This is a genomic window from Acidovorax sp. Root217 (assembly GCF_001428645.1).
Taxonomy (GTDB): Bacteria; Pseudomonadota; Gammaproteobacteria; order Burkholderiales; family Burkholderiaceae_C; genus Acidovorax.
The window spans coordinates 13,795-38,026 of sequence record NZ_LMIH01000008.1; the positions used below are offsets into that span (position 1 = coordinate 13,795).

A 24,232-nucleotide genomic window follows, 5' to 3' on the forward strand; every position below is an offset into this window, starting at 1 on the left:
ATAACAAAAAAGCCCGCTATCGATGCGATAGCGGGCTTTTCAATACTGGCTTCAAAAATCTTGGAGGCGCGAACCAGAGTCGAACTGGTCTAACCGGATTTGCAATCCGGGGCATAACCGATTTGCTATCGCGCCGCTAGCCTCAGATTCTAACCGAATTTGCAGGCACCGTTGCCAACCGCCAGCTACTGCAGCGCAAAATCTACCGCCGCCTTCGCGTGCAAGGCCGTGGTGTCCAGCAGTGGCAGCGGGCTGTGGCCTTGCTGCACCAGCAGCGATATCTCGGTGCAACCCAGCACGATGGCGTCGCAGCCCTGGGCCTGCAGTTGCGCAATGGCTTGCTGGTAGAAGAGGCGCGACGCATCGCGCACGATGCCCTGGCACAGCTCTTCGTAGATCACGCGGTGCACTTCGGCGCGGGTGGGCCCGTCAGGCGTGGCGATTTCAAGGCCGTAGTCCTGCACCAGCTTGTCCTTGAGAAATGCCTGCTCCATGGTGAACGCCGTGGCCAGCAGGCCCAGCTTGCGCAGCCCTTGCCCTCGCGCAGCCTGCCCCACGGGGTCGGCGATGTGCAGAAACGGCAGCGGCGTGGCGGCGGCAATGGTGCCGGCCAGCTTGTGCATGGTGTTCGTGCACAGCACGATGGCGTCGGCGCCCGCAGCGTGCAGCCTGCGCGCGCTATCGGCCAGCATGGCGCCGGCGTCGTTCCAGCGGCCTTCGTGCTGGGCCTGGGCGATGGGGCCGAAGTCCACGCTGTGGATGAGCAACTGCGCTGAGCGCAGCGGCCACAGGCGCTTGCGCACTTCCTGGTTCATCAGGCGGTAGTACTCGGCGGTCGACTCCCAGCTCATGCCGCCGATCAGGCCTATGGTCTTCACATGGATCTCCTGGTTGAAAGCTGCCATCATCCCCAGCGTGCATTCCATCGTCTATCACGGAATTTCAGCCGCTCCAGGAGCTGCCGCCTTCACGGTGGAACTGCTCGCGCGCGCGCCCTACAGTGCGCGGGACGATGCAGGTCAGGCCTCCTTCGGCATCGCACTGGAGCGCCAGCGCGGCGTGCACGCCATAGGCACCGACCGGCGCGAGGACTTCGACACCTGGGTGGGCACCATGTCGTTTACGCCGCCGGGCCTGGACGTGTTCTCTGAGTCCGCCACGGGCGGCGAGTACCTGGCGGCCCGCTGGGATGCATCCCGTGCGGATGCTGGGCAGCCCGCAACCCGCCCGCAGCGCACCGCACCCCCTGCCCTGCTGCAGCAGGCCCTGGCACTGCGCGGGCTGCTGGTGCAGCAGGCACCGCCCGGGCAGGTAGAGGCCTTGGTGCAGGCTTTGCTGGCCGGGCTCGATGCCGTCCATGCGGCACCGGCCAGGCCCCAGGCCCTGGCAGCGCTGCGACCGCTGTATGCGCGCGTGCTGGAGCGCATCGATGACGAGATCGGCCACCCCGATGAAGACCTGTCGCTTGCGGCGTTGAGCGCCCAGGTGCAGCACACGCCGCTGGCCTTTCTGCGCCACTTCAAACAGCTGACCGGCATGACGCCGCACGCCTACGTGAACGAGCGCCGCCTGCAGCGCGTGCGCCGCGCGCTCGAAGACCCGCGCAACGCGCTGGCAGATGCAGCAGCGTTGGCGGGCTATGCCAGCCAGTCGCACATGGGCACGGCGGTGCAGCGCGCGTTTCGCCTCACGCCTGTGGGCTATCAGGCGCGGGCCCACGCGGGCAGCTGCGCACCGGGATGATCGGCGGCATGCGCACAGCGCACGCAACGGTGCGGGCCATAACTGCCCGTTAATCCGGAGTTGCCCTGCAGGCCATGCCGCCATGGCGAAGCCGTGCCTAGACTTTGCCCACCGCAATGGCGGCACCCTCCCCCACCTGAAGGCACATCGATGAACCACCGCTTCCGTCTCCTTCGCACCCTGGCGCTTGCAAGCCTGATGGGCGCTGCACTGCCCGTGTTTGCACAAGCCGACCCCAGGTCAACGCCCGCGTCCGCAGACCACTATCCCACCCGCCCGATCCGCCTCTTCATTGGCCAGGCCCCCGGTGGCGCGGTGGACACCATCGCACGCCTGGCGGCCGAGAGGCTTGCCACCCGCCTGGGCCAGCCGGTGGTGGTGGACAACCGGCCCGGTGCAGGCGGCATGCTGGCCGCCGAGGCCATCGCACGCGCCGCGCCCGATGGCTACAGCATCGGCCTGCTGGACGTGGGGCCGCTCGCGGTCAACCCGGTGCTTCAGCCCAAGGTGTCCTACGAGGTCACCAAGGACTTCCGGTACATCGGCACGGTCGCGAAGATCCCGCTGGTGATGGTCGCCAAGCCCGATCTGTCGTCGTCACGGCCTGCCGACCTGGTCGCCCATGCCAAAGCCAATCCGGCGAAGCTGACGTACGGGTCCGCAGGGGTCGGCAGCCCGCCGCACCTGGCCTTCGAAACCTTCAAGGCTCGGTCGGGGGTGTTCATCACCCACATCCCCTACCGGGGCGGCGCACCGGCGCTGGCCGACGTGGTGGCCGGCCATGTGGACCTGACGTTCATCGATACCAACCTGGCAAGCCAGTACCAAAAGAGCGGCAAGGTGAAAGCGATTGCCGTGGCCATGCTGGAGCGCAGCCCGCTGATGCCGGAGGTTCCGACCTTCAACGAATCCGGGCTGAAAGGCTTCGAGTTTGCCCCCTGGGTCGGCGTTGTGGGCCCGGCCGCCATGCCCGCAGAAGCAGCCACGCGCCTGGCCGCCGCGCTGGACGCGGTGGTCGCAAGCCCTGAATTCATCTCCCGCTTGCAGTCGCTGGGGTTTGCTCCGTTCGCCAACAGCCCTGCCAGCTTCAGCGCACTGGTGCGCTCGGAGCTGCAGTCGTACCGCACGCTCATCAAGGAGCGCGGCATCACCCTGGAGAACTGACCCATGGAAAAAACACTCCACCTCGATCCGGTCGCAGGCAGCGGCGCGCGGGGCACCAGCCCCCGGCAGGTCTTTCTCGATGCCTGCCATATCCTCGCGCACCAGGGCCATGCCGCTGGTCTGGCCGGCCAGGTGACCGTGCGCGACGGCGATTCCTCACGCTTGCTCACGCTGGCACTGGGCACGGGCCTGGAAGAGGCCGACGATGCGTCGATGCTGCTGGTCGACGAGCACCTCACCACACTGCAGGGCACCGGCAAGGCCAACCCCGGGGTGCGATTTCACAGCTGGATCTACCGCCACCACCCCGGGGTGCGCGCCATCATCCATACCCATCCGCAGGCGCTGTCGGCGCTGTCGATGCTGGGCATCGGCATGCCCGTTGCCCACATGGATGCGGCGATGTTCCATGACGACTGCGGGTTTCTGGCGCACTGGCCCGGCGTGCCCACCGGGGATGACGAAGGCGCGTTGATCTCGGGCGCCCTGGCGGGCAAGCGCTCGGCATTTCTGGTCAACCATGGCATGGTCTGCACGGGGGCAACGCTGCAGGAGGCCGTCTACCTCAACGTGTTTGCCGAGCGCAATGCGCGCATGTGCCTGGACGCGCTGGCGATAGGCCCACTGCAGCCTGTGGAGCCTGCGGCCGCGAAGGAAGCCCATGACTTCCTGCTGCAGCCGGCCATCGTCAACGGCACCTTCGCCTACTGGGCGCGGCAGGCGGCGCGGGCCGCAAAGTCCTCGATCACCTGAAGCGTGGCGGCCAGCGCCTTGGGCGGCGTGGCCGCCAGCCGATGGATCGCAACCACCTGCCTGCCCAGGTCGGCATCGGCGATGCGCAGCCGGGCCAGGCCGCGCGGAACCACGGCCAGGTCGGGCAGCGCGCTGGGCAGCAGCACCAGGCCCACGCCTGCGGCCGCCAGGTCCAGCGATACGCTGACCGAGCTGCATTCGGCCGCAATCACCAGGGGCCCGGGCAGTTCACGCTCGATGACGCGCCGCAGTGCATAGGGGCGGGGTGGCACGATCAGCGGGCGCCGGGCCAGTTCGGCGACGGTCAGCGAGGAAGGCTCCGAATCCCCACCTTCTTCACCGCCGCGCAAGCCATATGCGCTGACCTCCTCGTGGTACAGGCGCAGCACCTGCACCGCGTCGGTGTTCACCGCGAGGTCGTACACCAGGCCAATGTCCGCATGGCCACGCACGACCTGGTCCACGACGTCGGGTGAGCTGGCGTTGTCCACCCGCACGACCAGCCCGGGGTGCGTCCGCTTGAGCTCGGCCACCACCGGGGGCAGCAGATAGGCCGCCAGGGTGTTGACGCAGGCGATGCGCACGTAGCGCGCGGCATCCGCCGCAGAGCGTGCCGTGTCCAGGGCCACATCGAGCATCGCGAAATGCTCGGCCGCGCTGCCAGCCAGGCGCTGGCCCACCGGGGTCAGCGCCATGCCACGCCCGTGGCGCGTGAACAGAACGCACTCCAGAAACGCTTCCAGCGCACTGATCTGCTTGCTCACCGCGGGCTGGCTGAGCCCGAGCCTGTCCGCTGCCTTCTGCAGCGACCCGCCCTGCGCCACCAGCAGGAAGGTTCTGAGCAGCCGATCTTTGTCATGCATGGGCTATTCTATGCACCGCCCTGCTCTGCGCACGCTCCTCGGGGCACGCGCGCTGGCGCGCAACCCCGCCCGCCGAGCGATGCCCACTGCCAGCCACTACCACCGAACATCCAATGAGGCCAGCACCGCCATGCGGCAGCCATCCACCAACACGCCACGACCACCATCCCGCACGGGCATTGCCGCACGCATCGCCCACCAGTTGCTCGCGCCATGCGTGCTGGCGCTCAGCCTGGGCACCAGCATGAGCAGCCATGGCGCAGGCCCCGCCGCAGCGCCCGAGCGCCCACCCGCAGGCACCGACGTGGACGAAACCCGCACCGTGGCCCAGCGCACGCGCGCGCCGGCGGACTGCCTGTCGGTGGTGCTGGAGGGCGTCACGGTGCTGCTGGACCGCAGCGAGCTCAGCCGCCAGGCCCACGCCAAACCCACGCAGTGGAAGACCGAGGCCGAGCGCATGGCCCTGATCGAAGGGCGGCGCGCGGCGGCGCTGCTGCAGGCCGCCGCCCCCGCCCAGGGCAGCAGCCCGGCCTGCCACCCGGTCACGCAGACGCTGGACGGCGACGACCAGTTCGTGGTGCTTGCCCACCTGGAGCGCGGCGCGGCGGCCGTACTGCCCGCAGGCGCCACGCAGCCCGTGCCTTCCGTGGCCATCCGCTACCTGGGCCAGCGCTGCGGCCCGCTGTGCGGGCGCGGGAGCATCATGGTGTCCATCCCCGGGCAGCCGCAGCCTTTCATGGTCACGCACTGGTGGGCGTCCTGAAGGCCTCCTGGAAAAAGCAGCTTGTGCTGGCCGTGGCGCTTGCCGCCGCGACCGGCGCGCCCATGCTCTGGTGGCTGCTGCACCAGCAGCACCTGCCCACAGAGGCCATCACCACCGCCCAGGCCTTTGTGCGCGATGTGGAGCGGCGCGACTATACGGCTGCATTCGGGCGCACGCTGGCGGGCCCCGCCACCGGCACGACGCCCGCCGAGCTGCAGGCCAACGCGCAACGCCAGCTGTGCCCGCCGGCCCGTGTGGAATACACCGCCCCGTTCCAATCGCATGGCAACCGGTTGCGCCGCTGGGCCGGAGGCCGCACGCTCGACGAGCCGCTGGTGCGCGTGGAATTCGCGGGCAGCCCATGCCTGTTCGGCATCACGCTGCGGCGCACCGCAAAGGGCCCATGGCGGGTGGTGGGTTTTGCCAGCCATGCTGGGTAAGAGCGCAGCTATGCTCGCCCACCAGCGGCCAGCCTGCGCTCATGGGCCCGGGGCACCGTCCATGAACGCCATACCGAGGAACCGTCTCCATGCTCCGTTTTCTGAAGATACTCGCCTGGTGCACTGCATTGCTTGCCGGCAGTGCCATGTCCCAACCCGCCGACCACTGCAGTGGCAAGGCAGCGCAGGCCAACGCATCCTGGCAACTGGTCCCGCGCCAGGGCATCAACTGCGGCACGTTGCGGGTCAACCTGGGCCAGAATCGCGAAGCGCTGCGCAAGGCGATGAGCGCAGCGGGCTTTGTGCCTCCCAAGCCCGGCCGCTACCCGGATGAGGACGACTTCCTCACCGCCGACAAATCCACCGTCATCCGCGTGCGCTACGACGGCAGCAAGGTGCAGGACATCGAATTCCTCGCCGGCTCATTGAAGTACCAAGGGGTGGACCTGCACCGCAACACCAGCTTCACCAAGCTCAAACGCCAGTTCAAGGCGATGAAGCTCAGTTTTCGACACACGAAATGGCTGGGAGACGGCCAGGACTGCCCCAAGCTCGCGATCAACATTGCCAGGCATGAAGACGTGGGCGGCGATGGCGATGGAATCGAGTGGGTGATTCTGAGCAGCACATTCAAGTAGCGTACTCCGCCATCCTGGCCAGCGAGCTTTTTCAAAGGTTGCCTGCCATGACCGCATGCGGGCGCTGGCAAGAGCGCCAACAGCGGGTGACTGACAGTGGACACTGCGCCCACCCGGCGGCTGCAGGCGGGGAGATAGAGAAGCACAGATGGGAGCGAAAAACAAAAAAGGATCCCGAAGGATCCTTTTTGTTTGCCTGCTGCATGAGCAGCCTGCGATGTGTGGAGCGGGAAAAGAGTCTCGAACTCTCGACCTCAACCTTGGCAAGGTTGCGCTCTACCAACTGAGCTATTCCCGCATTTTACCGAAGCCTTACATTGTACATCGTTTAGTACGTTGTGTGCTGCGATGGAGTGAATTGTAGCGCATTTTTTGGGGGTCTCTGAAAGTCCCCTCAAAAAATTTGCGATGCCTTCACTCCATCGACTTTTTACCCAGCGGCTTCGCTACCAGGTATCAGTGCTTGAGACCATCTGCCGCAGGCGCAGCAGCCTTGTCGGTCGATGGCGCAGGCGCCACGGCCACCTCTTCGTCCGTCAGGGGCACGGGCATGGTTTCAAGCGCTATCTCCAGCACCTTGTCGATCCAGCGCACGGGCACGATCTCCAGGCCGCTCTTGACGTTGTCCGGGATCTCGGCCAAGTCCTTCACGTTCTCTTCGGGGATCAGCACCGTCTTGATACCGCCGCGCAGGGCCGCCAGCAGCTTTTCCTTGAGGCCGCCGATGGCGGTGACTTCGCCGCGCAAGGTGATCTCGCCGGTCATGGCCACGTCGGCGCGCACGGGGATGCCCGTGAGCGCGGAGACGAAGGCCGTGGTCATGGCGGCACCGGCGCTCGGGCCGTCCTTGGGGGTGGCGCCGTCGGGCACGTGGATGTGGATGTCGCGCTTCTCGAAGGCTTCGTCCTTGATGCCCAGGATGCGCGAGCGGCTGCGCACCACCGTGCGCGCTGCCTCGACCGACTCCTTCATCACGTCGCCCAACGAGCCGGTGCGCGTGATCACGCCCTTGCCGGGCATGGCGGCGGCTTCGATGGTGAGCAGGTCGCCGCCCACCTCGGTCCACGCCAGGCCGACCACCTGGCCCACCTGGTTCTGCGCCTCGGCACGGCCGTAGGTGTACTTGCGCACACCCAGGAAGTCGGGCAGGTTGTCGGCGGTGACGACGACTTGCGGCTCGTACTTCTTGAGCTGCAGGCCCTTGACCACCTTGCGGCAAATCTTGGACAGCTCGCGCTCCAGCGAGCGCACGCCGGCTTCGCGGGTGTAGTAGCGCACCATGTCGCGCACGGCGGGCTCGGTGATCTCGAGCTCCTCGTCCTTCACGCCATTGTTCTTGAGCTGCTTGGGCAGCAGGTACTTCATGGCGATGCTGGTCTTCTCGTCCTCGGTGTAACCCGACAGGCGGATCACTTCCATGCGGTCGAGCAGGGCCGGCGGGATGTTCATCGAGTTCGAAGTGGCGACGAACATCACGTCGGAGAGGTCGAAGTCCACCTCGACGTAGTGGTCGCCGAAGGTGTGGTTCTGCTCGGGGTCCAGCACCTCCAGCAGCGCACTCGACGGGTCGCCACGGAAGTCGGTACCGAGCTTGTCGATCTCGTCGAGCAGGAACAGCGGATTGCGCGTGCCCACCTTCGAGAGGCTCTGCAGCACCTTGCCCGGCAGAGCGCCGATGTAGGTGCGGCGGTGCCCGCGGATCTCGGCCTCGTCGCGCATGCCGCCCAGGGCCATGCGAACATACTTGCGCCCGGTGGCCTTGGCGATCGACTGGCCCAGCGAGGTCTTGCCCACGCCAGGAGGGCCCACCAGGCACAGGATGGGCGCCTTCACCTTGTCCACGCGCTGCTGCACTGCAAGGTACTCAAGGATGCGGTCCTTGACCTTGTCCAGACCGAAGTGGTCTTCGTTGAGCACGCCCTCGGCATTCACCAGGTCGTGCTTGATCTTGGTCTTCTTGGCCCATGGCAGTGCCGTGAGCACGTCGATGTAGTTGCGCACCACGGTGGCCTCGGCCGACATGGGCGACATGAGCTTGAGCTTCTTGAACTCGGCATCGGCCTTCTTGCGCGCCTCGGCGGGCATCTTGGCGAGCTTGATCTTCTTTTCGATCTCCTCGATGTCCGCGCCCTCTTCGCCCTCGCCCAGTTCCTTCTGGATGGCCTTGACCTGCTCGTTGAGGTAGAAGTCGCGCTGGTTCTTCTCCATCTGGCGCTTTACGCGGCCACGGATCTTCTTGTCGACGTTGAGGATGTCGACCTCGCGGTCGAGCTGCTCGAACAGGTTTTCCAGGCGCGCCTTCACGTCCGACAGGTCGAGCACGATCTGCTTGTTCTCGAGCTTGAGCGGCAGGTGCGCGGCAATCGTGTCGGCCAGGCGACCCGGATCGTCGATGCTGGAGATGCTGGTCAGGATCTCGGGCGGGATCTTCTTGTTGAGCTTGACGTACTGGTCAAACTGCTGCATCACCGCGCGGCGCAGGGCCTCGATTTCGCTGGGCTTGGTGGCCTCGGCAGACTGCTCCACGGGCGTCACGGTGGCGTTGAAGTGCGTCTCGGCGTCTTCGATGGACGACACCAGTGCGCGCTGCTGGCCTTCGACCAGCACCTTCACGGTGCCGTCAGGCAGCTTGAGCATCTGCAGGATGGTGGAGACGCAGCCGACGTCGAACATGTCGGCCACCGAGGGCTCGTCCTTGGCGGCGGCCTTCTGGGCCACCAGCATGATGCGGCGGTCGGCCTCCATGGCCAGCTCCAGCGCCTTGATGCTCTTGGGGCGGCCCACGAAGAGCGGTATCACCATGTGGGGGAACACCACCACGTCGCGCAGGGGCAACAGCGGCAGGTCGATGGGGGTGGCTGGCAGGGGGGTATGTCCGGACATGGAAATCCTCAGTTAACTCTGTGGAATATGGTCCACATGTGGGGATTTTCAACCCCCGTGCCCAGCCGTGCTGGCACAAGGGTTGAATGGCGGCGTAGCCAGGCGCGGTGCATGCAAGAGGGGCTTGCATGGCACCGCGGGGACATGTCAGGCCTTCTTCGCTGCTTCTCGGTACACGAGGAGCGGCGGCTTGCTTTCGTCGATGGTGGATTCGTCCACCACGACCTTCTCGACATTGCTCTGGTTGGGCAGGTCGAACATGGTGCCGATCAGGGACTGCTCCAGGATCGAACGCAGGCCCCGGGCACCGGTCTTGCGCGCCAGTGCCTTGCGGGCGATGGCCTTGAGCGCGGCAGGACGGATCTCCAGGTCCACGCCTTCCATGGCCAGGAGCTTGCTGTACTGCTTGACCAGCGCATTCTTGGGCGCGGTCAGGATCTCGACCAGCGCGTCTTCGCTGAGCTCGGCCAGGGCGGTCACCACAGGCATGCGGCCGACCAACTCGGGGATCAGGCCGAACTTGATCAGGTCCTCGGGCTCGATCTCGGTGAACACCTCGGTCAGCGAGCGCTGCTTCTTGCTCTTGACCGATGCGCCGAAACCGATGCCCGACGCCTCGGTGCGGTTCTCGATGACCTTCTCCAGGCCCGCGAACGCACCGCCGCAGATGAACAGGATGTTGGTCGTGTCGATCTGCAGGAAGTCCTGGTTCGGGTGCTTGCGCCCGCCCTGGGGCGGCACGCTGGCCATGGTGCCTTCGATCAGCTTGAGCAGCGCCTGCTGCACGCCCTCGCCCGACACATCGCGGGTGATGGAGGGGTTGTCCGACTTGCGCGAGATCTTGTCGATCTCGTCGATGTAAACGATACCGCGCTGGGCCCGCTCGACCTCGTAGTTGCAGCTTTGCAGCAGCTTCTGGACGATGTTCTCCACGTCCTCGCCCACGTAGCCGGCTTCCGTCAGCGTGGTGGCGTCGGCCATCACGAAGGGCACGTCGAGCATGCGCGCCAGCGTCTGGGCCAGCAGCGTCTTGCCCGAACCCGTGGGCCCTATCAAGAGGATGTTGCTCTTGGACAGCTCGATGTCGTCCTTGTGCGCCTTGTCCTTGTGGCGCAGGCGCTTGTAGTGGTTGTACACCGCGACGGCCAGCGTGCGCTTGGCCACGTCTTGGCCGATGACGTAGTTGTCCAGGTTGGACTTGATCTCCAGGGGCGTGGGCAGGTCGCTCTTGGCGTCCTTGGCCAGGTCGCCGGAGGGCAGCTCGTCACGGATGATTTCGTTGCACAGGTCAATGCACTCGTCGCAGATAAAGACGGACGGTCCGGCGATCAGCTTCTTCACTTCGTGCTGGCTTTTGCCGCAGAAAGAGCAGTAGAGGGTTTTCTCGCTGGAGGAGCCTTTTTTCTCGGCCATGGGGGCAATGCCTTGTTTCGGAAAGTTGTCGGGAGATGATAACCAAATAAAAAGCGGCGTTCTTTCCCGGGAAAACTGCCCTGCCTGCCCGGGGGCAATGCCCCTGTGGCTGCAGGAAGCCCCGAACTCAACCCCAGCGTTACGCCAGGCCAAATGCTCGGAACAGGTTCCCGGAAAAACGAACGCCGCTGACCGCTAGAACCTGTTTACGATCTCTCATACGGATTTGCATTCAATCGTATAACTAGGCGGGAGGCCGCAGACAGTGCTGTAGCACGGCAAGGCGGACCAACGACGTTAGACGGTTGAAGGCAAATCCGTACCAGGGGTCCCCTGCGAGACCGTAAACAGGTTCTTGCTCCGCCCGTATCAGGGGCGCTTGGCGATCACCTGGTCCACCAGGCCGTAGTCCTTGGCCTCGTCGGCCGTGAGGAAGTAATCGCGCTCGGTGTCGTGCTTGACCTTTTCCAGCGGCTGGCCCGTGCGCTCGGCCAGGATGCGGTTCATCTGGTCCTTGGTGCGCAGGATGTCGCGCGCATGGATCTCGATGTCGGTGGCCTGGCCGCGTGCGCCGCCCAGCACCTGGTGGATCATGACCTTGGAGTTGGGCAGCGAAAAACGCTTGCCCTTGGCGCCGGCCGCCAGCAGGAAGGCGCCCATGCTGGCTGCAAAGCCCACGCACATGGTCGACACATCAGGCTTGATGAACTGCATGGTGTCGTAGATGGCCATGCCGGCCGTCACGCTGCCACCCGGCGAGTTGATGTAGAACGAAATGTCCTTGTCGGGGTTCTCGCTCTCCAAAAAGAGCAGCTGCGCCACCACCAGGTTGGCGGTCTGGTCGTTGACCTCGCCCACCAGGAAGATGATGCGCTCCTTGAGCAGGCGCGAATAGATGTCGTAGGAGCGCTCGCCGCGTCCCGACTGCTCGATGACCATGGGGACCATGCCCAAGGCTTGTGTATCCAGTGAACTCATGTTTTCTCCAGTGCAAGCAGGTACTGTACCCAGAAATGAATTGGGGCTTGTGCATGAAAGCACAAGCCCCTGCGGCAAGCTATCGCCGGGCCATCCACAAAGGATGGCCGGCGAACACCGGCTTTAGCCTTGCTGGCCCATGAGTTCGTCGAACGACACAGCCTTGTCAACGACCTTGGCCTTGCCCAGCACGAAGTCGGTCACGTTGTTCTCGATGACCACGGCTTCCACTTCGGCCAGGCGTTGGCGGTCGCCGAAGTACCAGCGCACCACGTCTTCAGGCTTCTCGTAGCTGGCAGCCAGCTCGTCGATGTGGGCCTTGAGCTGCTCGGGCTTGGCCTGCAGTTCGTTGGCACGCACCAGCTCGGCCACCACCAGGCCCAGGCGCACGCGGCGCTCGGCCTGGGGACGGAACACGTCTTCAGGGATCTCGGCCTTGTCGGCGTCCTTCAGGCCGCGTTGCTTGAGGTCAGCGCGGGCGCCTTCCAGCAGGCGGCCGATTTCGGCCTGCACGCTCGAATTGGGCAGGTCGAGTTCGGCCTTGGCCACCAGGGCGTCCATCACGGCTTGCTTGTTGCGGGCCAGCAGGCGGAACTTGACTTCGCGCTCCAGGTTCTTCTTGATGTCGGCGCGCAGGCCGTCCACCGAGCCGTCGGCGATGCCCAGCGACTTGGCCAGGGCGTCGTTCACTTCGGGCAGGTTGGCGGCTTCGATCTTCTTGACCGTGACCAGGAAGTCAGCCGTCTTGCCGGCCACGTCCTTGCCGTGGTAGTCGGCAGGGAAAGCCAGCGGGAAGGTCTTGCTTTCGCCGGTCTTCATGCCGCGCACGGCTTCTTCGAATTCCTTGAGCATCTGGCCTTCGCCGACCAGGAACTGGAAGTCCTCGGCCTTGCCGCCTTCGAACGGCTCGCCGTCGATCTTGCCTTCGAAGTCCACGGACACGCGGTCACCGTCTTCGGCAGGGGCGCCCTGGGCGCGCTGGGCGAAGGTGCGACGCTGCTTGCGCAGGATGTCGATGGTCTTGTCGATGGCCGAATCGGTCACATCGGCCGACAGCTTCTCGACTTCGGCGTCCGACAGGTCACCGATCTTGACTTCGGGGAACACTTCGAAGATGGCGTCGAAGGTCACCTGGCCTTCGGGGGCACCGTCTTTTTCGGTGATGCGGGGCTGGCCGGCCACGCGCAGCTTGGCTTCGTTGGCGGCCACGGCAAAGGCTTCACCGACCTTGTCGTTGAGCACTTCGTACTGCACGGAATAGCCGTAACGCTGGGCGACCACGTTCATGGGCACCTTGCCGGGACGGAAGCCGTCCATCTTCACGGTGCGCGCCAGGCGCTTCAGACGCGTGTCGACTTCGGTCTGGATCACGGTCAGGGGCACGCTCAGCGTGATCTTGCGCTCGAGCTTCTCAAGGGTTTCAACAGTAACGGACATGGCTATTCCTCTTATGGATGTGATCGTGCTGTCTGCAGCGCAGTGTTCCGCAAAGTCTCACATGGATGGTGCGCGGGGCGGGACTCGAACCCGCACAGTATTGCTACCGTCAGGACCTAAACCTGGTGCGTCTACCAATTTCGCCACCCGCGCGGTTCTACAACTAACAAACAAACAGGCGGCAAGCTATGCCCGCCGCCTGTGTGAAATCGGTCAACCTTAGATTTTAACCTGAGAAGCGGCGCACACTGATTTCCGCATGCACATTGCGTGCAAGGGTTCACCCTGCCCCGAGGCCACCCCTACTAGAGGCAGGGGTGGCCATCGGTGGGCACTCAGACCAGGGCGGCGCGCTCGTCCTCGGGCCGCTTCACGCGGAACCAGGCCGCGTACATCGCCGGCAGGGCCAGCAAGGTGAGCACCGTGGCCACGATCAGCCCGCCCATGATGGCCACGGCCATCGGACCCCAGAACACGCTGCGCGACAGCGGGATCATGGCCAGCACGGCAGCGGCCGCCGTGAGCACGATGGGGCGCAGCCGGCGCACGGCGGATTCGACGATGGCGTCCCACGCGGGGATGCCCTTGGCGCGGTCCTGCTCGATCTGGTCGATCAGGATCACCGAGTTGCGCTGGATCATGCCCATCAGCGCGATCACGCCCAGCAGCGCCACAAAGCCGAAGGGGCGGTTGAGCAGGATGAGAGCGCCTGCCACGCCGGCCAGTCCCAGCGGCCCGGTCAGGAACACCAGCATCGCGCGGCTGAAGCTGTGCAACTGCAGCATCAGCAGCGTGAAGGTGACGAACAGCATGATCGGGATGCCCGCCGCAATGGAGGCCGATCCCTTGGAGCTTTCCTCCACGGCGCCTGCCACCTCGATGCGGTAGCCGCCCTGCCCCGCCTCACGCCACTTGGCCTCGATGGCGCGCAGGCCCGGCAGCAGCTGCGCGGTGACGGTGGCGCCCTGCACGCCTTCGGTCACGTCGCCCTGCACCGTGATGGCGTAGTCGCGGTTCTCACGCCACATCACGCCCGGCTCCCAGGTGAACACGGGCTTGGCGATCTGCGTGAGCGGGATCGACTTGCCCGAGGCCGTGGGCAGGTAGGCGTTGGCGATGTCGGTGATGGCGTTGCGCTCATCGAGCGGCTGGCGCAGCATGATGTCGATGAGCTTGTCGCCCTCGCGGAACTGGCCCACCTGCGTGCCCGAGAGGATGGTCTTGCTGGCCTGGGCGATGGACTGGCTGGTCACGCCCAGGGCGCGCGCCTTGGCCTGGTCCACTTCCAGGCGCAGCACCTTCACGGACTCGTTCCAGTTGTCGTTCACGCCGCGCATCTGGGGGTTCTCGCGCAGGGCGGCCTTGACCTCGTCGGCGCGCTCGCGCAGCACCAGCGGGTCCAGCCCGACCACGCGGAACTGCACCGGGTACGGCACGGGTGGCCCGTTGGGCAGCAGCTTCACGCGGCCCCGCACTTCAGGGAACTCCTGCGCCAGCAGGCCGGGCAGCTTGATGCGCAGGCTCTCGCGCACCTTCAGGTCCTGCGGCACCACGATGAACTGCGACACGTTGCTCTGCGGGAACACCTGGTCCAGCGGCAGGTAGAAACGCGGCACACCCGAGCCCACCCAGGTGCTCACGGTGTTCACACCCGGCTCGGCCAGCAGGCGCGCTTCCACGCGCTTGGTGACCTCTTCGTTGCCCGCGAAGGAGGTGCCCTCGGGGAACCACACGTCGACGATGATCTCGGGGCGGCTCGAATCGGGGAAGAACTGCTGCTGCACCTGGCCCATGCCGAAGATGCCCAGGGCAAACGTACCCACGGTGAGGGCGATGGTGATCCAGCGGTGGCGCACGCACCAGGTCACCAGGCGGCGAAAGAAGTTGTAGAACGGGCTGTCGAACACCTCGTGCCCGCCCGCCTCCACGCCGTGGTGCTCCTGCGCATGGGCCACGTGGGCCGGCACCTTGAGCAGCAGGGTGCCCAGGTAGGGCACGAAGTAGACCGAGACGATCCAGCTCAGCACCAGCGCGAGCACCGTCACCGCGAAGATCGCGAAGGTGTACTCGCCGGTGGTCGACTTGGCGATGCCGATGGGCAGAAAGCCCACCGCCGTGATCAGCGTGCCCGTGAGCATGGGCATGGCCGTGAGCTCGTAGGCGAAGGTAGCGGCGCGCACCTTGTCGTAGCCCTCTTCGAGCTTGAGCACCATCATCTCCACGGCGATGATGGCGTCGTCCACCAGCAGGCCCAGGGCGATGATCAGCGAGCCCAGCGAGATCTTGTGCAGCCCGATGTTCCAGTACCACATGCCCAGAAAGGTCACGGCCAGCACCATGGGGATAGTGATGCCCACCACCAGGCCGGGGCGCGGGTCGATGTACCAGCGCTTCCACAGTGGCTGCTTGCCGGGGCGGCGGTGGAAACCCAGGGCGACGAAGCTCACGGCCAGCACGATGACCACGGCCTCGATCAGCACCTTCACGAATTCGTTGACCGAGGTGGCCACGGCCTTGGGCTGGTCCTGCACGTTCACCAGCTTCACGCCGGCGGGCAGCGCGGAGCCGATGCGGTCGGTGGCCACATGCAGCGCCTTGCCGAGGGCGATGATGTCGCCGCCCTTGGTCATGGAGACACCCAGGGCGATCACTTCCTTGCCCTGGTGGCGCACCTTCACGGCCGTGGGTTCCACGTAGCCGCGCTTGATCTCGGCGATGTCGCCCAGGCGCAGCTGCGCACCGGAAGGGCCGCGGATCGGCATGGCCGCGAGGTCTTCCACCGCATTGAACTGGCCGGCCACGCGCACTTGCACCTGGTCCAACGGGGTCTGCACGGCGCCCGCGCCTTCCACGGCGTTCTGCTGGCCCAGTTGGGCCAGCACCTGGTTCATGTCCAGGCCCAGCTGCGACAGGCGCTTTTGCGAGATTTCGATGAAGAGCTTCTCGTCCTGCACGCCGAAGAGTTCGACCTTGGCCACGTCGGGCACGCGCAGCAGCTGCTGGCGTGCATCGTCGGCAAAGTTCTTGAGTTCGGCGTAGCTGAAGCCTTCGGATTCGAGCGCGTAGATCACGCCATACACGTCGCCAAAGTCGTCGTTGAAGAACGGCCCCTGGATGCCCGTGGGCAGGGTGTAGCGCATGTCCCCGATCTTCTTGCGCACGGTGTACCAGACGTTGGCCACCTCGCTGCCCTTGGACGAGTCCTTGATCTGGAAGATGATCTGCGACTCGCCGGGCTTGGAATAGCTGCGGATCTTGTCGGCGTAGGGCACCTCCTGCAGGGTGCGCTCGAGCTTGTCGGTGACCTGCTCGGCCACCTGCTGCGCCGTGGCGCCGGGCCAGTAGGTGCGCACCACCATGGCGCGGAAGGTGAAGGGCGGGTCTTCGTCCTGCCCCAGCTGGAAGTAGGCGGCAAAGCCCAGCAGCATCAGCACCACCATCAGGTAGCGCGTGAGCGCCGGGTGGTCGAGCGCCCATTTGGAGAGGTTGAACCCCTCTTTTGGTTGGATCTGGCTCATGGCGGGCCCTTACCTGGAAGCAGGGGCCGCAGCCACGGGCGTCGCCGCTGGCGCGGGGGGCGCTGCAGGCAGCGCCACATTGCCGGCAGCCGTCTGCGCCTTGGCCGCAGGGGCACCGCTCGACTTGGGCTGGTAGATCATGACCTTCTGCCCAGGCGAGAGTACGTGCACGCCCGTGGCCACCACCTGCATGCCGGGGGTCAGGCCTGCGGCCACCACGGCATCGTTGCCGTCGGCCGTGGCGATCTGCACCACCTGTGATTTGACGGTGCTGGTGGCCGCGTCGTACACCCACACGGCCGTGGCCTGGCCCTCCTGGCGCAGCGCGCTGGTGGGCAGCTTGATGGCCACCACGCCGGCATGGCCCAGCGCCTTGGGCTGGGCGTACACCGTGGCGCCCAGCGCCGGTGCATCCTTGCCCTCGATGGCCACCTTGACCTGGAAGGTGCGCGTGGCCGCATCGGCACTGGCCGCCACCTCGCGCACCTTGCCCGCCAGCTCGGCACCGCCCGACCAGCCGCGCACGGCCACGTCGGAGCCCACGGCGATCTGGGCGACCTTGTCCTCGGGCACGGCAAACACCACGTCGCGCGGGCCGTCTTGCGCGATGCGCACCACCGGCGTGCCGGCAGAGACGACCTGGCCCGGCTCGGCCTCAATGCCCGTGACCACGCCCGACACGTCGGCCACCAGGCGCGTGTAGGTGGCCTGGTTGCCCTGCGACGACAGCTGCGCGCGCGCCTGGTCCAGCGTGGCCTGCGCGGCCTTCAAGGTCGCGTCGCGGCGCTCCAACTCGGCGCCGCTGATGAAGTTCTGGTCCTTGAGCGCCAGGTAGCGCTTGTAGTCGGCTGCCGCCAGGTCGCGCTGCGTGGTGGCCGAAGCCAGTTGCGCACGTGCCGAGTCGGCCGCCAGTTGGTAGTCACGCGGGTCCAGCTGGGCCAGCACGTCGCCAGCCTTCACGCGCTGGCCGAGTTCGGCCTGGCGCTGCACGATCTTGCCCGCCACGCGAAAGCCCAGGCGCGATTCCACGCGGGCACGCACCTCACCGGCGTATTCCACCTGCGACTGCAATGCTCCCACGCCGACCGTCATCAGCTTGACGGAGCGCACCGGCTCCTCGGGCGGGGCGGGCCGCGAGCAGGCGGCCAGCACCAGGGCCGAGGCCGCCAGCAACAAAAACCTGGAGGGCCGGTGAATGGGCCGCGAAGCGGAGGGTGTGCGCATGGAAAATCCGGTGAATGAAAAGGGCAACACGAAGGTCGGCCAGCGCCACCCCCACGACCGCCAGGTCGTTCAGGGTTAACACTGACAAAACAAGTTACTGACTGACTGGTTAGTAATCTATGAGAACGTCTCCGCCTTGTCAAGCGACAATCCATGCCGTGAACCCCACCCCAAGCACCTCGCCCGCTGCCGCCCCATCCACCGCCCCCGCAGTGGCCCCGCCGGTCACGCATTACGAAAATTTCCCCGTCGCATCGCTGCTGTGCCCGCCGCACCTGCGCCCCGTCATCGCCGCCATCTACGCTTTCGCACGCACGGCCGACGACATCGCCGACGAGGGCGATGCCCCACCCGCCGAGCGCCTGGCCGATCTGGCCGCGTTCAACGCAGACCTCTCGGCCATCGCCGAGGGCCATGCCCCCTCGCCCCGCTGGGCCGATGTGTTCGTGCCGCTGCAGGCCGTGCTGGTCAGCCACCACCTGCCCGTGCCGCTGCTCGCCGACCTGCTCAGCGCCTTTGCCCAGGACGTGGAAAAAACCCGCGATGCCGACGGCTACGCCGACCGCACCGAGCTGGTCGATTACTGCCGCCGCTCGGCCAACCCCGTGGGCCGGCTGCTGCTGCACCTGTACGGCGTGGACGGGGAAGAGGCCCTGTCGCAGAGCGACGACATCTGCACCGCGCTGCAATTGGCCAATTTCTGGCAGGACCTGAGCGTGGACATCCCGCGCGGACGCCACTACCTGCCGCGCGAGGACTGCGCTGCCCACGGCGCCTGCCAGGCCGAGCTGCTGGAGCTGCGCAGCACGCCAGAGAACGCCCGCCTGATCCTGGACTGCGCCGCCTGGGCCCGCGCCAGCATGCTGCGCGGCGCGCCGCTGGTGCACCGCCTGCCCGGCCGCGCAGGCTGGGAGCTGCGTCTGGTGGTACAAGGCGGCCTGCGCATCCTGGACAAGGTGCAGGCCCTCAGGGGCGCCAGCCTGCACACGCGCCCCAAGCTCAATCCCTGGGACTGGTGCGTGATGCTGGGGCGGGCGCTGGTGATGTAAGCGGTCAATGCCCGGCGGGCGGCTCAGGCCACCGCCAGCCAGTCGCAGAACGCCACCGACGCCGCATCCTGCGCGGCGCGTGGCGAGAGCATCCAGTAATACTTCTTGTCGCCCGAGAGCAGCTGCGGGAAAGGCATGGCCAGCAACCCGCTGGCCAGCGCCTCGCCCAGGAAACGCGGGTTGCCCAGCGCCACGCCCAGGCCCTGGATGGCGGCCTGCACGCTCAGGTGGGCATGGTCGAACACCAGGTCGCCGGCGGGCTGGATGTCCTGCGTGCCCGCCTCCTGCAGCCACTGCTGCCACACCAGCGGGGTCGAGCGGCTGTGCAGCAGCGTGTGCCGCGCCAGATCGCGTGGCGCCTGGATGGCCTTGGCGCCCGCCAGCAGCGCGGGGCTGCACACGGGGGTGAGCACATCGGGAAGAAACGCACCCGCACGGATGCCGCGCCAGGGTGTGCGCTGCTGCAGCAGCGCCAGTTCGCCATCGGCAAAGCAGCGGATCGAGACGTCATAGTCCGCCGGCTCGAAGTCCAGATGCCCCACCGTCGTGACGAGCTGCACATCCAGCCCCGGCATCTGCGCGCAGAACGCCGCCAGGCGCGGGATCAGCCACTGCGTGGCGAAGGTGGAGGTGGCATTCACCGCCAGCGTGTTGCGTCGCGTGGGCCGCTTGATGCCGGCGGTGGACCGGGCCATCAGGTCCAGCGCGCTGGTCAGCCCCGGCAGGTAGGCAGCGCCCGGCGGCGTGAGCGCCAGGCCCCGCCCCTCGCGCTGCACCAGGGCCACGCCCAGCCATTCCTCCAGCGCCTTGATTTGGTGGCTGACGGCGCTTTGCGTCACCGACAGTTCGTGCGCGGCCTGCGTCACGCTGAGCAGCCGGCCTGCCGCCTCGAAGGCGCGCAGCATGTTCAGCGGCGGCAGGCGGCGGGGCGAGCCCGGGACGGCGTGACCATTTTTGGCATGAGCTGGTTTCATGAGTTTGCGAATTATTGTCGATAGTCTTCCGTAGCGCCACTGCGTAGCATCGGCCCCATGCAAGGACACAACTGGTTAGATTTGCTCATCATGTGCCGGGCCTGCGACATGCCTGCGCAACGGCCCGCCCGGCCACCACCGGTGCAAAGCCCTCCCGCCAGCCCAGGGCATGGTCGCAGCGTCATCGCCCCGCCATCCAACGGCGCCACACTGGCTATCCCCCTGCCCACCATGACGGCTTCCAGCGCAAGCACAACCGCACCGATCTCTGCCACGGCCCCGGCACGCCCTTTGGCCGCCAGCCGGGCAGCGGCGCACGCCACGCGCGTGGCCTTCTTCATCAGCGGCTTTGCCATGGCGGCCTGGGCGCCGCTGGTGCCCTTCACCAAGGCACAGCTGTCCCTCCACGAGGCCACACTCGGCCTGCTGTTGCTGTGCATGGGCGCAGGCTCCATCGTCTCCATGCCGCTGGCCGGTGCGCTCAGCGCGCGCTGGGGCTGCCGGCGGGTGCTGGTGGCGTCCGCGCTGCTGGTCTGCGCCAGCCTGCCGCTGCTGGCCCTGGCGCCCACGGCGCCCTGGCTGGGCGTGGCGCTGTTCCTGTTCGGCGCGGGCATCGGCGGGCTGGGCTGCGCGGGCAACATCCAGGCCATCCTCGTCGAGCGGGCCAGTGGCCGGCCCATGATGTCGGGCTTTCACGGGCTGTTCAGCCTGGGCGGTGTGGCAGGGGCCGGCGGCATGATCGTGCTGCTGGGTGTGCTGGGTACCTCGCTGGGTCAGGCCACCGCCGCCGTGGCGGCCGTGGTGCTGGCACTGCTGGCGCTGGCGGCACCACATTTCCTGGCCGGCGGCGGCGCGCAGAGCGGCCCGGCCTTCGCCCGCCCCACGGGCGTGGTCTTGTTCATCGGCACGCTGTGCTTCATCCTCTTCCTGGCCGAGGGCGCCATGCTGGACTGGAGCGCCGTGTTCCTCACCCAGGTGCAGGGCATGCCCGCCGAGCGCGCGGGCCTGGGCTATGCCGCCTTCGCCACGGCCATGACGGTGGGCCGCCTCACCGGGGACCGCTGGGTCCGCCGCATAGGCCCGCAGCGCACGGTGCTCACAGGCGCCCTGCTGGCCGCTGCCGGCCTGGGGCTGGCCACGCTGGCGCCCACCTGGCCTCTGGCCCTGCCCGGTTTTGCGCTGGTGGGCCTGGGCTGCTCGAACATCGTGCCGGTGCTGTTTTCACTCGCTGGCAGGCAGCACGCCATGCCGGAGAGCCTGGCGGTTCCCGCGATTGCCACCATGGGTTATGCCGGCGTGCTCATGGGCCCGGCGCTGATCGGCTTCGTGGCGCACGGCACCAGCCTGGTGGCCGCCTTGCTGCTGCTGGCGGGTCTGCTGGGGGCCGTGGCCGCCAGCGCCCGCCGTCTGGGCACGCTGGACTGACGGAACGAACACAACGCGACCCGAATCACAGCACCATGGCCATCGATTGCAGCACCGCCCCGCCCGCCGCCAGCCCGACCGCGACAGCACCGCGCGTGGTGGCCCGGTTGCGTGTGGGCGTGCGCCACGCGCCCACCTCGCTGTGCCTGCGCATCACCTGCCTGAACACCGCTGCAACACCCTCGCCCGCACAGGATCTGGAGCACAGCCTGGCCCAGGTGCTGGCCGCCGCCGACCGCCTGCTGCGCGAGGCCGGCAGCCACAGGCACCGCACCCTCTCGTGCGAGCTGTTCGTGCGCGACCCCGCCCGCATAGCGGACGCCAGGCGCATGGTGTGCAGCTGGATGGCCGGCGGCCTGGCCCGCCAGCAGGTGGCACCACCGGCGGTGCACGCCCATTCGCTGGCACGGCCACAGCCCCCTGCGGCCGGCGCGGCAGGCCAGGCGGCTGCGGCACCCCTGGTTGAAATTGCACTGGTGGTGGCGCACAGGGCAGACAGCAGCGCTGTGTAAGAAACATTCATGGGCGGCAAGCCAGGCCAGCGACGCCTTGTCAAGACGCACCGTGATGGCCTGAGACCGTTGTGGAGCATCAACAAGTTGCTATCCAAGGCATAGCAATCGACGGCAGCCACCGGCCTTGCCCCCGTGCCCGGTCGAACCGCTCAGGGATAACGCGTGTGCTGCCACGGTGCCGTGCGGTTAGCCTCGCCCCCACTCCAGCGCCAAGAGTGCTGGGTGTGCGAAGACGCATGTTGTCTTGTTCATGATCGACCGGCCAGCGATGGCGCCACCCGCGCCATCGCTGTCTTCTCTGTGTATGGGCCGGCGGCATGCGGCCGTCGCTGTTGTTCACGGAACCCACCGGTATCCCATTGAAGGCACAGCACCCCATGTCCGTCAGCGTTTTCGACCTCTTCAAGATCGGCATCGGCCCCTCCAGCTCGCACACCGTGGGGCCCATGATCGCGGCGCGGCAGTTTGCCTGCCACCTGCAGGCCACGGTGGGCCTGGCGGCGGTGCACAGCGTGGTGGTGGAGCTGTTCGGCTCGCTCTCGGCCACCGGCGTAGGCCATGGCACCGACACCGCCGTGCTGCTGGGCCTGGCCGGGCACGAGCCCGACCGCATCGACCCCGACCAGATAGCCCCCACCATTGCCCAGATCCGCGCCAGCCGCAGCCTGGCCCTGCTGGGCGAGCACGCCGTGCCCTTCGTCGAAAAGGAGCACCTGCTGTTTCGCCGCCGCAGCCTGCCCTTGCACCCCAACGGCATGGCCTTCCACGCGCTGGATGCCAACGGCGTGAAGATCGCCGAGCGCGAGTACTACTCGGTGGGCGGCGGCTTCGTGACGGATGCGGCGGGCGAGCGCGTGCTGAACTCGGCAGCGGCATCGGGGCCCGGCGCCGCCGGGCACGGCAACGGCCTGCCCTACCCCTTCAGCACCGGGGCCGACTTGCTGGCCCAGTGCCAGGCCACCGGCATGGCGGTGGGTCAGATCATGGTAGCCAACGAACTGCACTGGCGCAGCGCCGCCGAGTTGCGCCGCCAGTTGCTGGCCATCTGGCACACCATGGCCCGTGCCGTGCAGCGCGGCTGTGCGGCCACCGGCACCCTGCCCGGCCCCATGCACGTGCGCCGCCGCGCGGCCGAGCTGCACAAGAGCCTGAACACCCAGTCCGAAGCCGCCCGGCGCGACCCCTTGTCGATGATGGACTGGGTGAACCTCTACGCCATGGCCGTCAACGAGGAAAACGCCGCCGGTGGCCGCGTGGTGACCGCGCCCACCAACGGCGCGGCCGGCGTGATCCCGGCCGTGCTGCAGTACTACGTGAACTTTCTGCCCGGCGCGGATGAGGACGGCATCGCCACCTTCCTCCTCACCGCCGGTGCCATCGGCATCATCTACAAGAAGAACGCGTCGCTGTCGGGCGCCGAGGTGGGCTGCCAGGGCGAGGTGGGCGTGGCCTGCTCCATGGCCGCCGGCGCCCTGGCCGCCGTGATGGGCGGCAGCCCCGAGCAGGTGGAAAACGCCGCCGAGATCGGCATGGAGCACAACCTCGGAATGACCTGCGACCCCGTGGGCGGGCTGGTGCAGATACCCTGCATCGAGCGCAACGCCATGGGCGCCATCAAGGCCATCACCGCCGCGCGCATGGCCTTGCGCGGCGACGGCCAGCACGTGGTCTCGCTCGACAAGGTGATCAAGACCATGATGCAGACCGGCGCGGACATGAAGGTCAAGTACAAGGAGACCTCGCGCGGCGGGCTGGCGGTGAACGTCGTCGAGTGCTGAAGCCCGGTAGCCGCCCCCTACTCCGGTAGGGTTCTCAGGGATCGGACGGGCCCACAGAATCGGGCTTTTTGCCATGACCTCACTGTTCCCTGCCACTTCACCCACCGCCTTTGCAACCTGCCTCTCGCTGATCGCCATCACCGCCGCACTGGCCGGCTGCGGAGGCGGGAGCGATGACGCCCCGCAGCTGGACGTGGCCCTGCTCGCGGGCGACTGGCAGCACCAGGGCTGCCATGTGGTCAGCAGCAACCTGAGCCAGCGCAGCGTTATGCGCATGGTGCGCCAGGAGACCACGCTGTTCACCCAAACCTATGGTGCGTTGACCTACACCAACGGCGACTGCACGGGCAGCGGCACGGTGGGGGACTTCTCGCCGGACACTGCCAACCAGCTTGCGGCACGCCGCACGGCGTCCACCGGCTCCCTGGCCATCTTCTGGGGGTACTGGACCCGTGATCCGGCCGACAGCCCTCCCTACGGCCGGTGGGTGCTCTCGGGCGATTTCATGTGCCCTGCGTTCTACGGCACCTTGACCATTTTCCCCTCGCCGCCGCCCCCGGAGCCGCACACCTACTACGACCTGGAAATCGCCACACGCCAGACCGACGAGATGCTGCAGCGCAGGGCCTGCTTCACGCGCATGCCCGCGTGAAGGCGTCTTTCGTGCGCCACCA

20 protein-coding genes and 3 tRNA genes are annotated in these 24,232 nt (G+C 67.0%); 11 read left to right on the plus strand and 12 right to left on the minus strand.

What is annotated here, in order from left to right:
- Nucleotides 1-61: 61 nt before the first annotated feature.
- Together ASE31_RS07575 and ASE31_RS07580 are read right to left on the minus strand one after the other, a co-directional pair.
- A tRNA-Cys gene (locus tag ASE31_RS07575) sits at nucleotides 62-135 on the minus strand.
- Between the two features lie 50 nt (nucleotides 136-185).
- Nucleotides 186-905, minus strand: coding sequence for an aspartate/glutamate racemase family protein (locus tag ASE31_RS07580; protein ID WP_057201066.1), 720 nt, complete (start codon nucleotides 903-905; stop codon nucleotides 186-188).
- On the opposite strand from ASE31_RS07580, the gene ASE31_RS07585 reads away from it, so the two are divergent.
- From ASE31_RS07585 to ASE31_RS07595, 3 genes are all read left to right on the plus strand, one after another.
- Nucleotides 892-1,743 carry a helix-turn-helix domain-containing protein gene (locus ASE31_RS07585; RefSeq protein WP_235514334.1) on the plus strand — a complete coding sequence of 284 codons (852 nt, stop codon included), beginning with the start codon at nucleotides 892-894 and terminating at the stop codon, nucleotides 1,741-1,743. The two genes, ASE31_RS07580 and ASE31_RS07585, sit on opposite strands and share 14 nt — an antisense overlap.
- A gap of 150 nt (nucleotides 1,744-1,893) precedes the next feature.
- On the plus strand, nucleotides 1,894-2,907 hold the full coding sequence (locus ASE31_RS07590) for a tripartite tricarboxylate transporter substrate binding protein (protein WP_057200952.1): 1,014 nt from the start codon (nucleotides 1,894-1,896) through the stop codon (nucleotides 2,905-2,907).
- Between the two features lie 3 nt (nucleotides 2,908-2,910).
- Complete coding sequence (locus tag ASE31_RS07595; RefSeq protein ID WP_057200953.1) at nucleotides 2,911-3,660, plus strand: aldolase; 750 nt, start codon at nucleotides 2,911-2,913, stop codon at nucleotides 3,658-3,660.
- On the opposite strand, the gene ASE31_RS07600 is transcribed toward ASE31_RS07595, so the two are convergent.
- A complete protein-coding gene (locus tag ASE31_RS07600; RefSeq protein ID WP_057200954.1) occupies nucleotides 3,612-4,523 on the minus strand; it encodes a LysR family transcriptional regulator in 912 nt (303 codons plus the stop codon). The genes ASE31_RS07595 and ASE31_RS07600 overlap by 49 nt on opposite strands.
- A 79-nt stretch (nucleotides 4,524-4,602) precedes the next feature.
- Here ASE31_RS07600 and ASE31_RS07605 point away from each other — a divergent pair, with 79 nt between their 5' ends.
- From ASE31_RS07605 to ASE31_RS07615, 3 genes are all read left to right on the plus strand, one after another.
- A complete protein-coding gene (locus ASE31_RS07605) occupies nucleotides 4,603-5,286 on the plus strand; it encodes a hypothetical protein (RefSeq protein ID WP_157412395.1) in 684 nt (227 codons plus the stop codon).
- On the plus strand, nucleotides 5,274-5,726 hold the full coding sequence (locus tag ASE31_RS07610; RefSeq protein ID WP_057200956.1) for a hypothetical protein: 453 nt from the start codon (nucleotides 5,274-5,276) through the stop codon (nucleotides 5,724-5,726). Before ASE31_RS07605 ends, ASE31_RS07610 begins: the two co-directional genes overlap by 13 nt.
- 89 nt (nucleotides 5,727-5,815) lie before the next feature.
- Entirely contained in the window at nucleotides 5,816-6,364 is a 549-nt protein-coding gene (locus ASE31_RS07615) for a hypothetical protein (protein ID WP_057200957.1), read from the plus strand.
- A gap of 222 nt (nucleotides 6,365-6,586) precedes the next feature.
- Here ASE31_RS07615 and ASE31_RS07620 read toward each other — a convergent pair.
- From ASE31_RS07620 to ASE31_RS07655, 8 genes are all read right to left on the minus strand, one after another.
- A tRNA-Gly gene (locus ASE31_RS07620) sits at nucleotides 6,587-6,662 on the minus strand.
- Between the two features lie 158 nt (nucleotides 6,663-6,820).
- On the minus strand, nucleotides 6,821-9,247 hold the full coding sequence (gene lon, locus ASE31_RS07625; protein WP_057200958.1) for an endopeptidase La: 2,427 nt from the start codon (nucleotides 9,245-9,247) through the stop codon (nucleotides 6,821-6,823).
- 147 nt (nucleotides 9,248-9,394) lie between these two features.
- The gene (gene clpX, locus ASE31_RS07630; RefSeq protein ID WP_057200959.1) at nucleotides 9,395-10,660 is read right to left on the minus strand and encodes an ATP-dependent Clp protease ATP-binding subunit ClpX; all 1,266 of its coding nucleotides are present in this window, start codon (nucleotides 10,658-10,660) and stop codon (nucleotides 9,395-9,397) included.
- Between the two features lie 369 nt (nucleotides 10,661-11,029).
- On the minus strand, nucleotides 11,030-11,638 hold the full coding sequence (gene clpP, locus ASE31_RS07635) for an ATP-dependent Clp endopeptidase proteolytic subunit ClpP (protein WP_057200960.1): 609 nt from the start codon (nucleotides 11,636-11,638) through the stop codon (nucleotides 11,030-11,032).
- Between the two features lie 123 nt (nucleotides 11,639-11,761).
- Nucleotides 11,762-13,075, minus strand: coding sequence for a trigger factor (tig, locus tag ASE31_RS07640; protein ID WP_057200961.1), 1,314 nt, complete (start codon nucleotides 13,073-13,075; stop codon nucleotides 11,762-11,764).
- A 66-nt stretch (nucleotides 13,076-13,141) separates the two neighbouring features.
- Nucleotides 13,142-13,228, minus strand: a tRNA-Leu gene (locus ASE31_RS07645).
- Nucleotides 13,229-13,410: 182 nt separating this feature from the next.
- Complete coding sequence (locus ASE31_RS07650) at nucleotides 13,411-16,593, minus strand: efflux RND transporter permease subunit (RefSeq protein ID WP_057200962.1); 3,183 nt, start codon at nucleotides 16,591-16,593, stop codon at nucleotides 13,411-13,413.
- Between the two features lie 9 nt (nucleotides 16,594-16,602).
- On the minus strand, nucleotides 16,603-17,817 hold the full coding sequence (locus ASE31_RS07655) for an efflux RND transporter periplasmic adaptor subunit (RefSeq protein WP_057200963.1): 1,215 nt from the start codon (nucleotides 17,815-17,817) through the stop codon (nucleotides 16,603-16,605).
- Between the two features lie 158 nt (nucleotides 17,818-17,975).
- Here ASE31_RS07655 and hpnC point away from each other — a divergent pair, with 158 nt between their 5' ends.
- Nucleotides 17,976-18,866, plus strand: a complete 891-nt coding sequence (hpnC, locus tag ASE31_RS07660) for a squalene synthase HpnC (RefSeq protein ID WP_057200964.1) — start codon at nucleotides 17,976-17,978, stop codon at nucleotides 18,864-18,866.
- A 23-nt stretch (nucleotides 18,867-18,889) separates the two neighbouring features.
- Here the strand turns inward: hpnC and ASE31_RS07665 are convergent, their stop codons facing one another.
- Nucleotides 18,890-19,840, minus strand: a complete 951-nt coding sequence (locus ASE31_RS07665; protein ID WP_235514336.1) for a LysR substrate-binding domain-containing protein — start codon at nucleotides 19,838-19,840, stop codon at nucleotides 18,890-18,892.
- 231 nt (nucleotides 19,841-20,071) lie between these two features.
- On the opposite strand from ASE31_RS07665, the gene ASE31_RS07670 reads away from it, so the two are divergent.
- The 4 genes from ASE31_RS07670 to ASE31_RS07685 all read left to right on the plus strand — a co-directional run bounded on the left by ASE31_RS07670 (nucleotide 20,072) and on the right by ASE31_RS07685 (nucleotide 24,210).
- Nucleotides 20,072-21,265, plus strand: a complete 1,194-nt coding sequence (locus ASE31_RS07670) for an MFS transporter (RefSeq protein ID WP_157412396.1) — start codon at nucleotides 20,072-20,074, stop codon at nucleotides 21,263-21,265.
- A 35-nt stretch (nucleotides 21,266-21,300) separates the two neighbouring features.
- Nucleotides 21,301-21,777: a hypothetical protein gene (locus ASE31_RS07675; RefSeq protein WP_057200966.1), complete on the plus strand. Its 477-nt coding sequence runs from the start codon at nucleotides 21,301-21,303 to the stop codon at nucleotides 21,775-21,777.
- 380 nt (nucleotides 21,778-22,157) lie between these two features.
- Nucleotides 22,158-23,558 carry an L-serine ammonia-lyase gene (locus tag ASE31_RS07680; RefSeq protein WP_057200967.1) on the plus strand — a complete coding sequence of 467 codons (1,401 nt, stop codon included), beginning with the start codon at nucleotides 22,158-22,160 and terminating at the stop codon, nucleotides 23,556-23,558.
- A 73-nt stretch (nucleotides 23,559-23,631) separates the two neighbouring features.
- Complete coding sequence (locus ASE31_RS07685; protein ID WP_057200968.1) at nucleotides 23,632-24,210, plus strand: hypothetical protein; 579 nt, start codon at nucleotides 23,632-23,634, stop codon at nucleotides 24,208-24,210.
- Nucleotides 24,211-24,232: the final 22 nt, after the last annotated feature.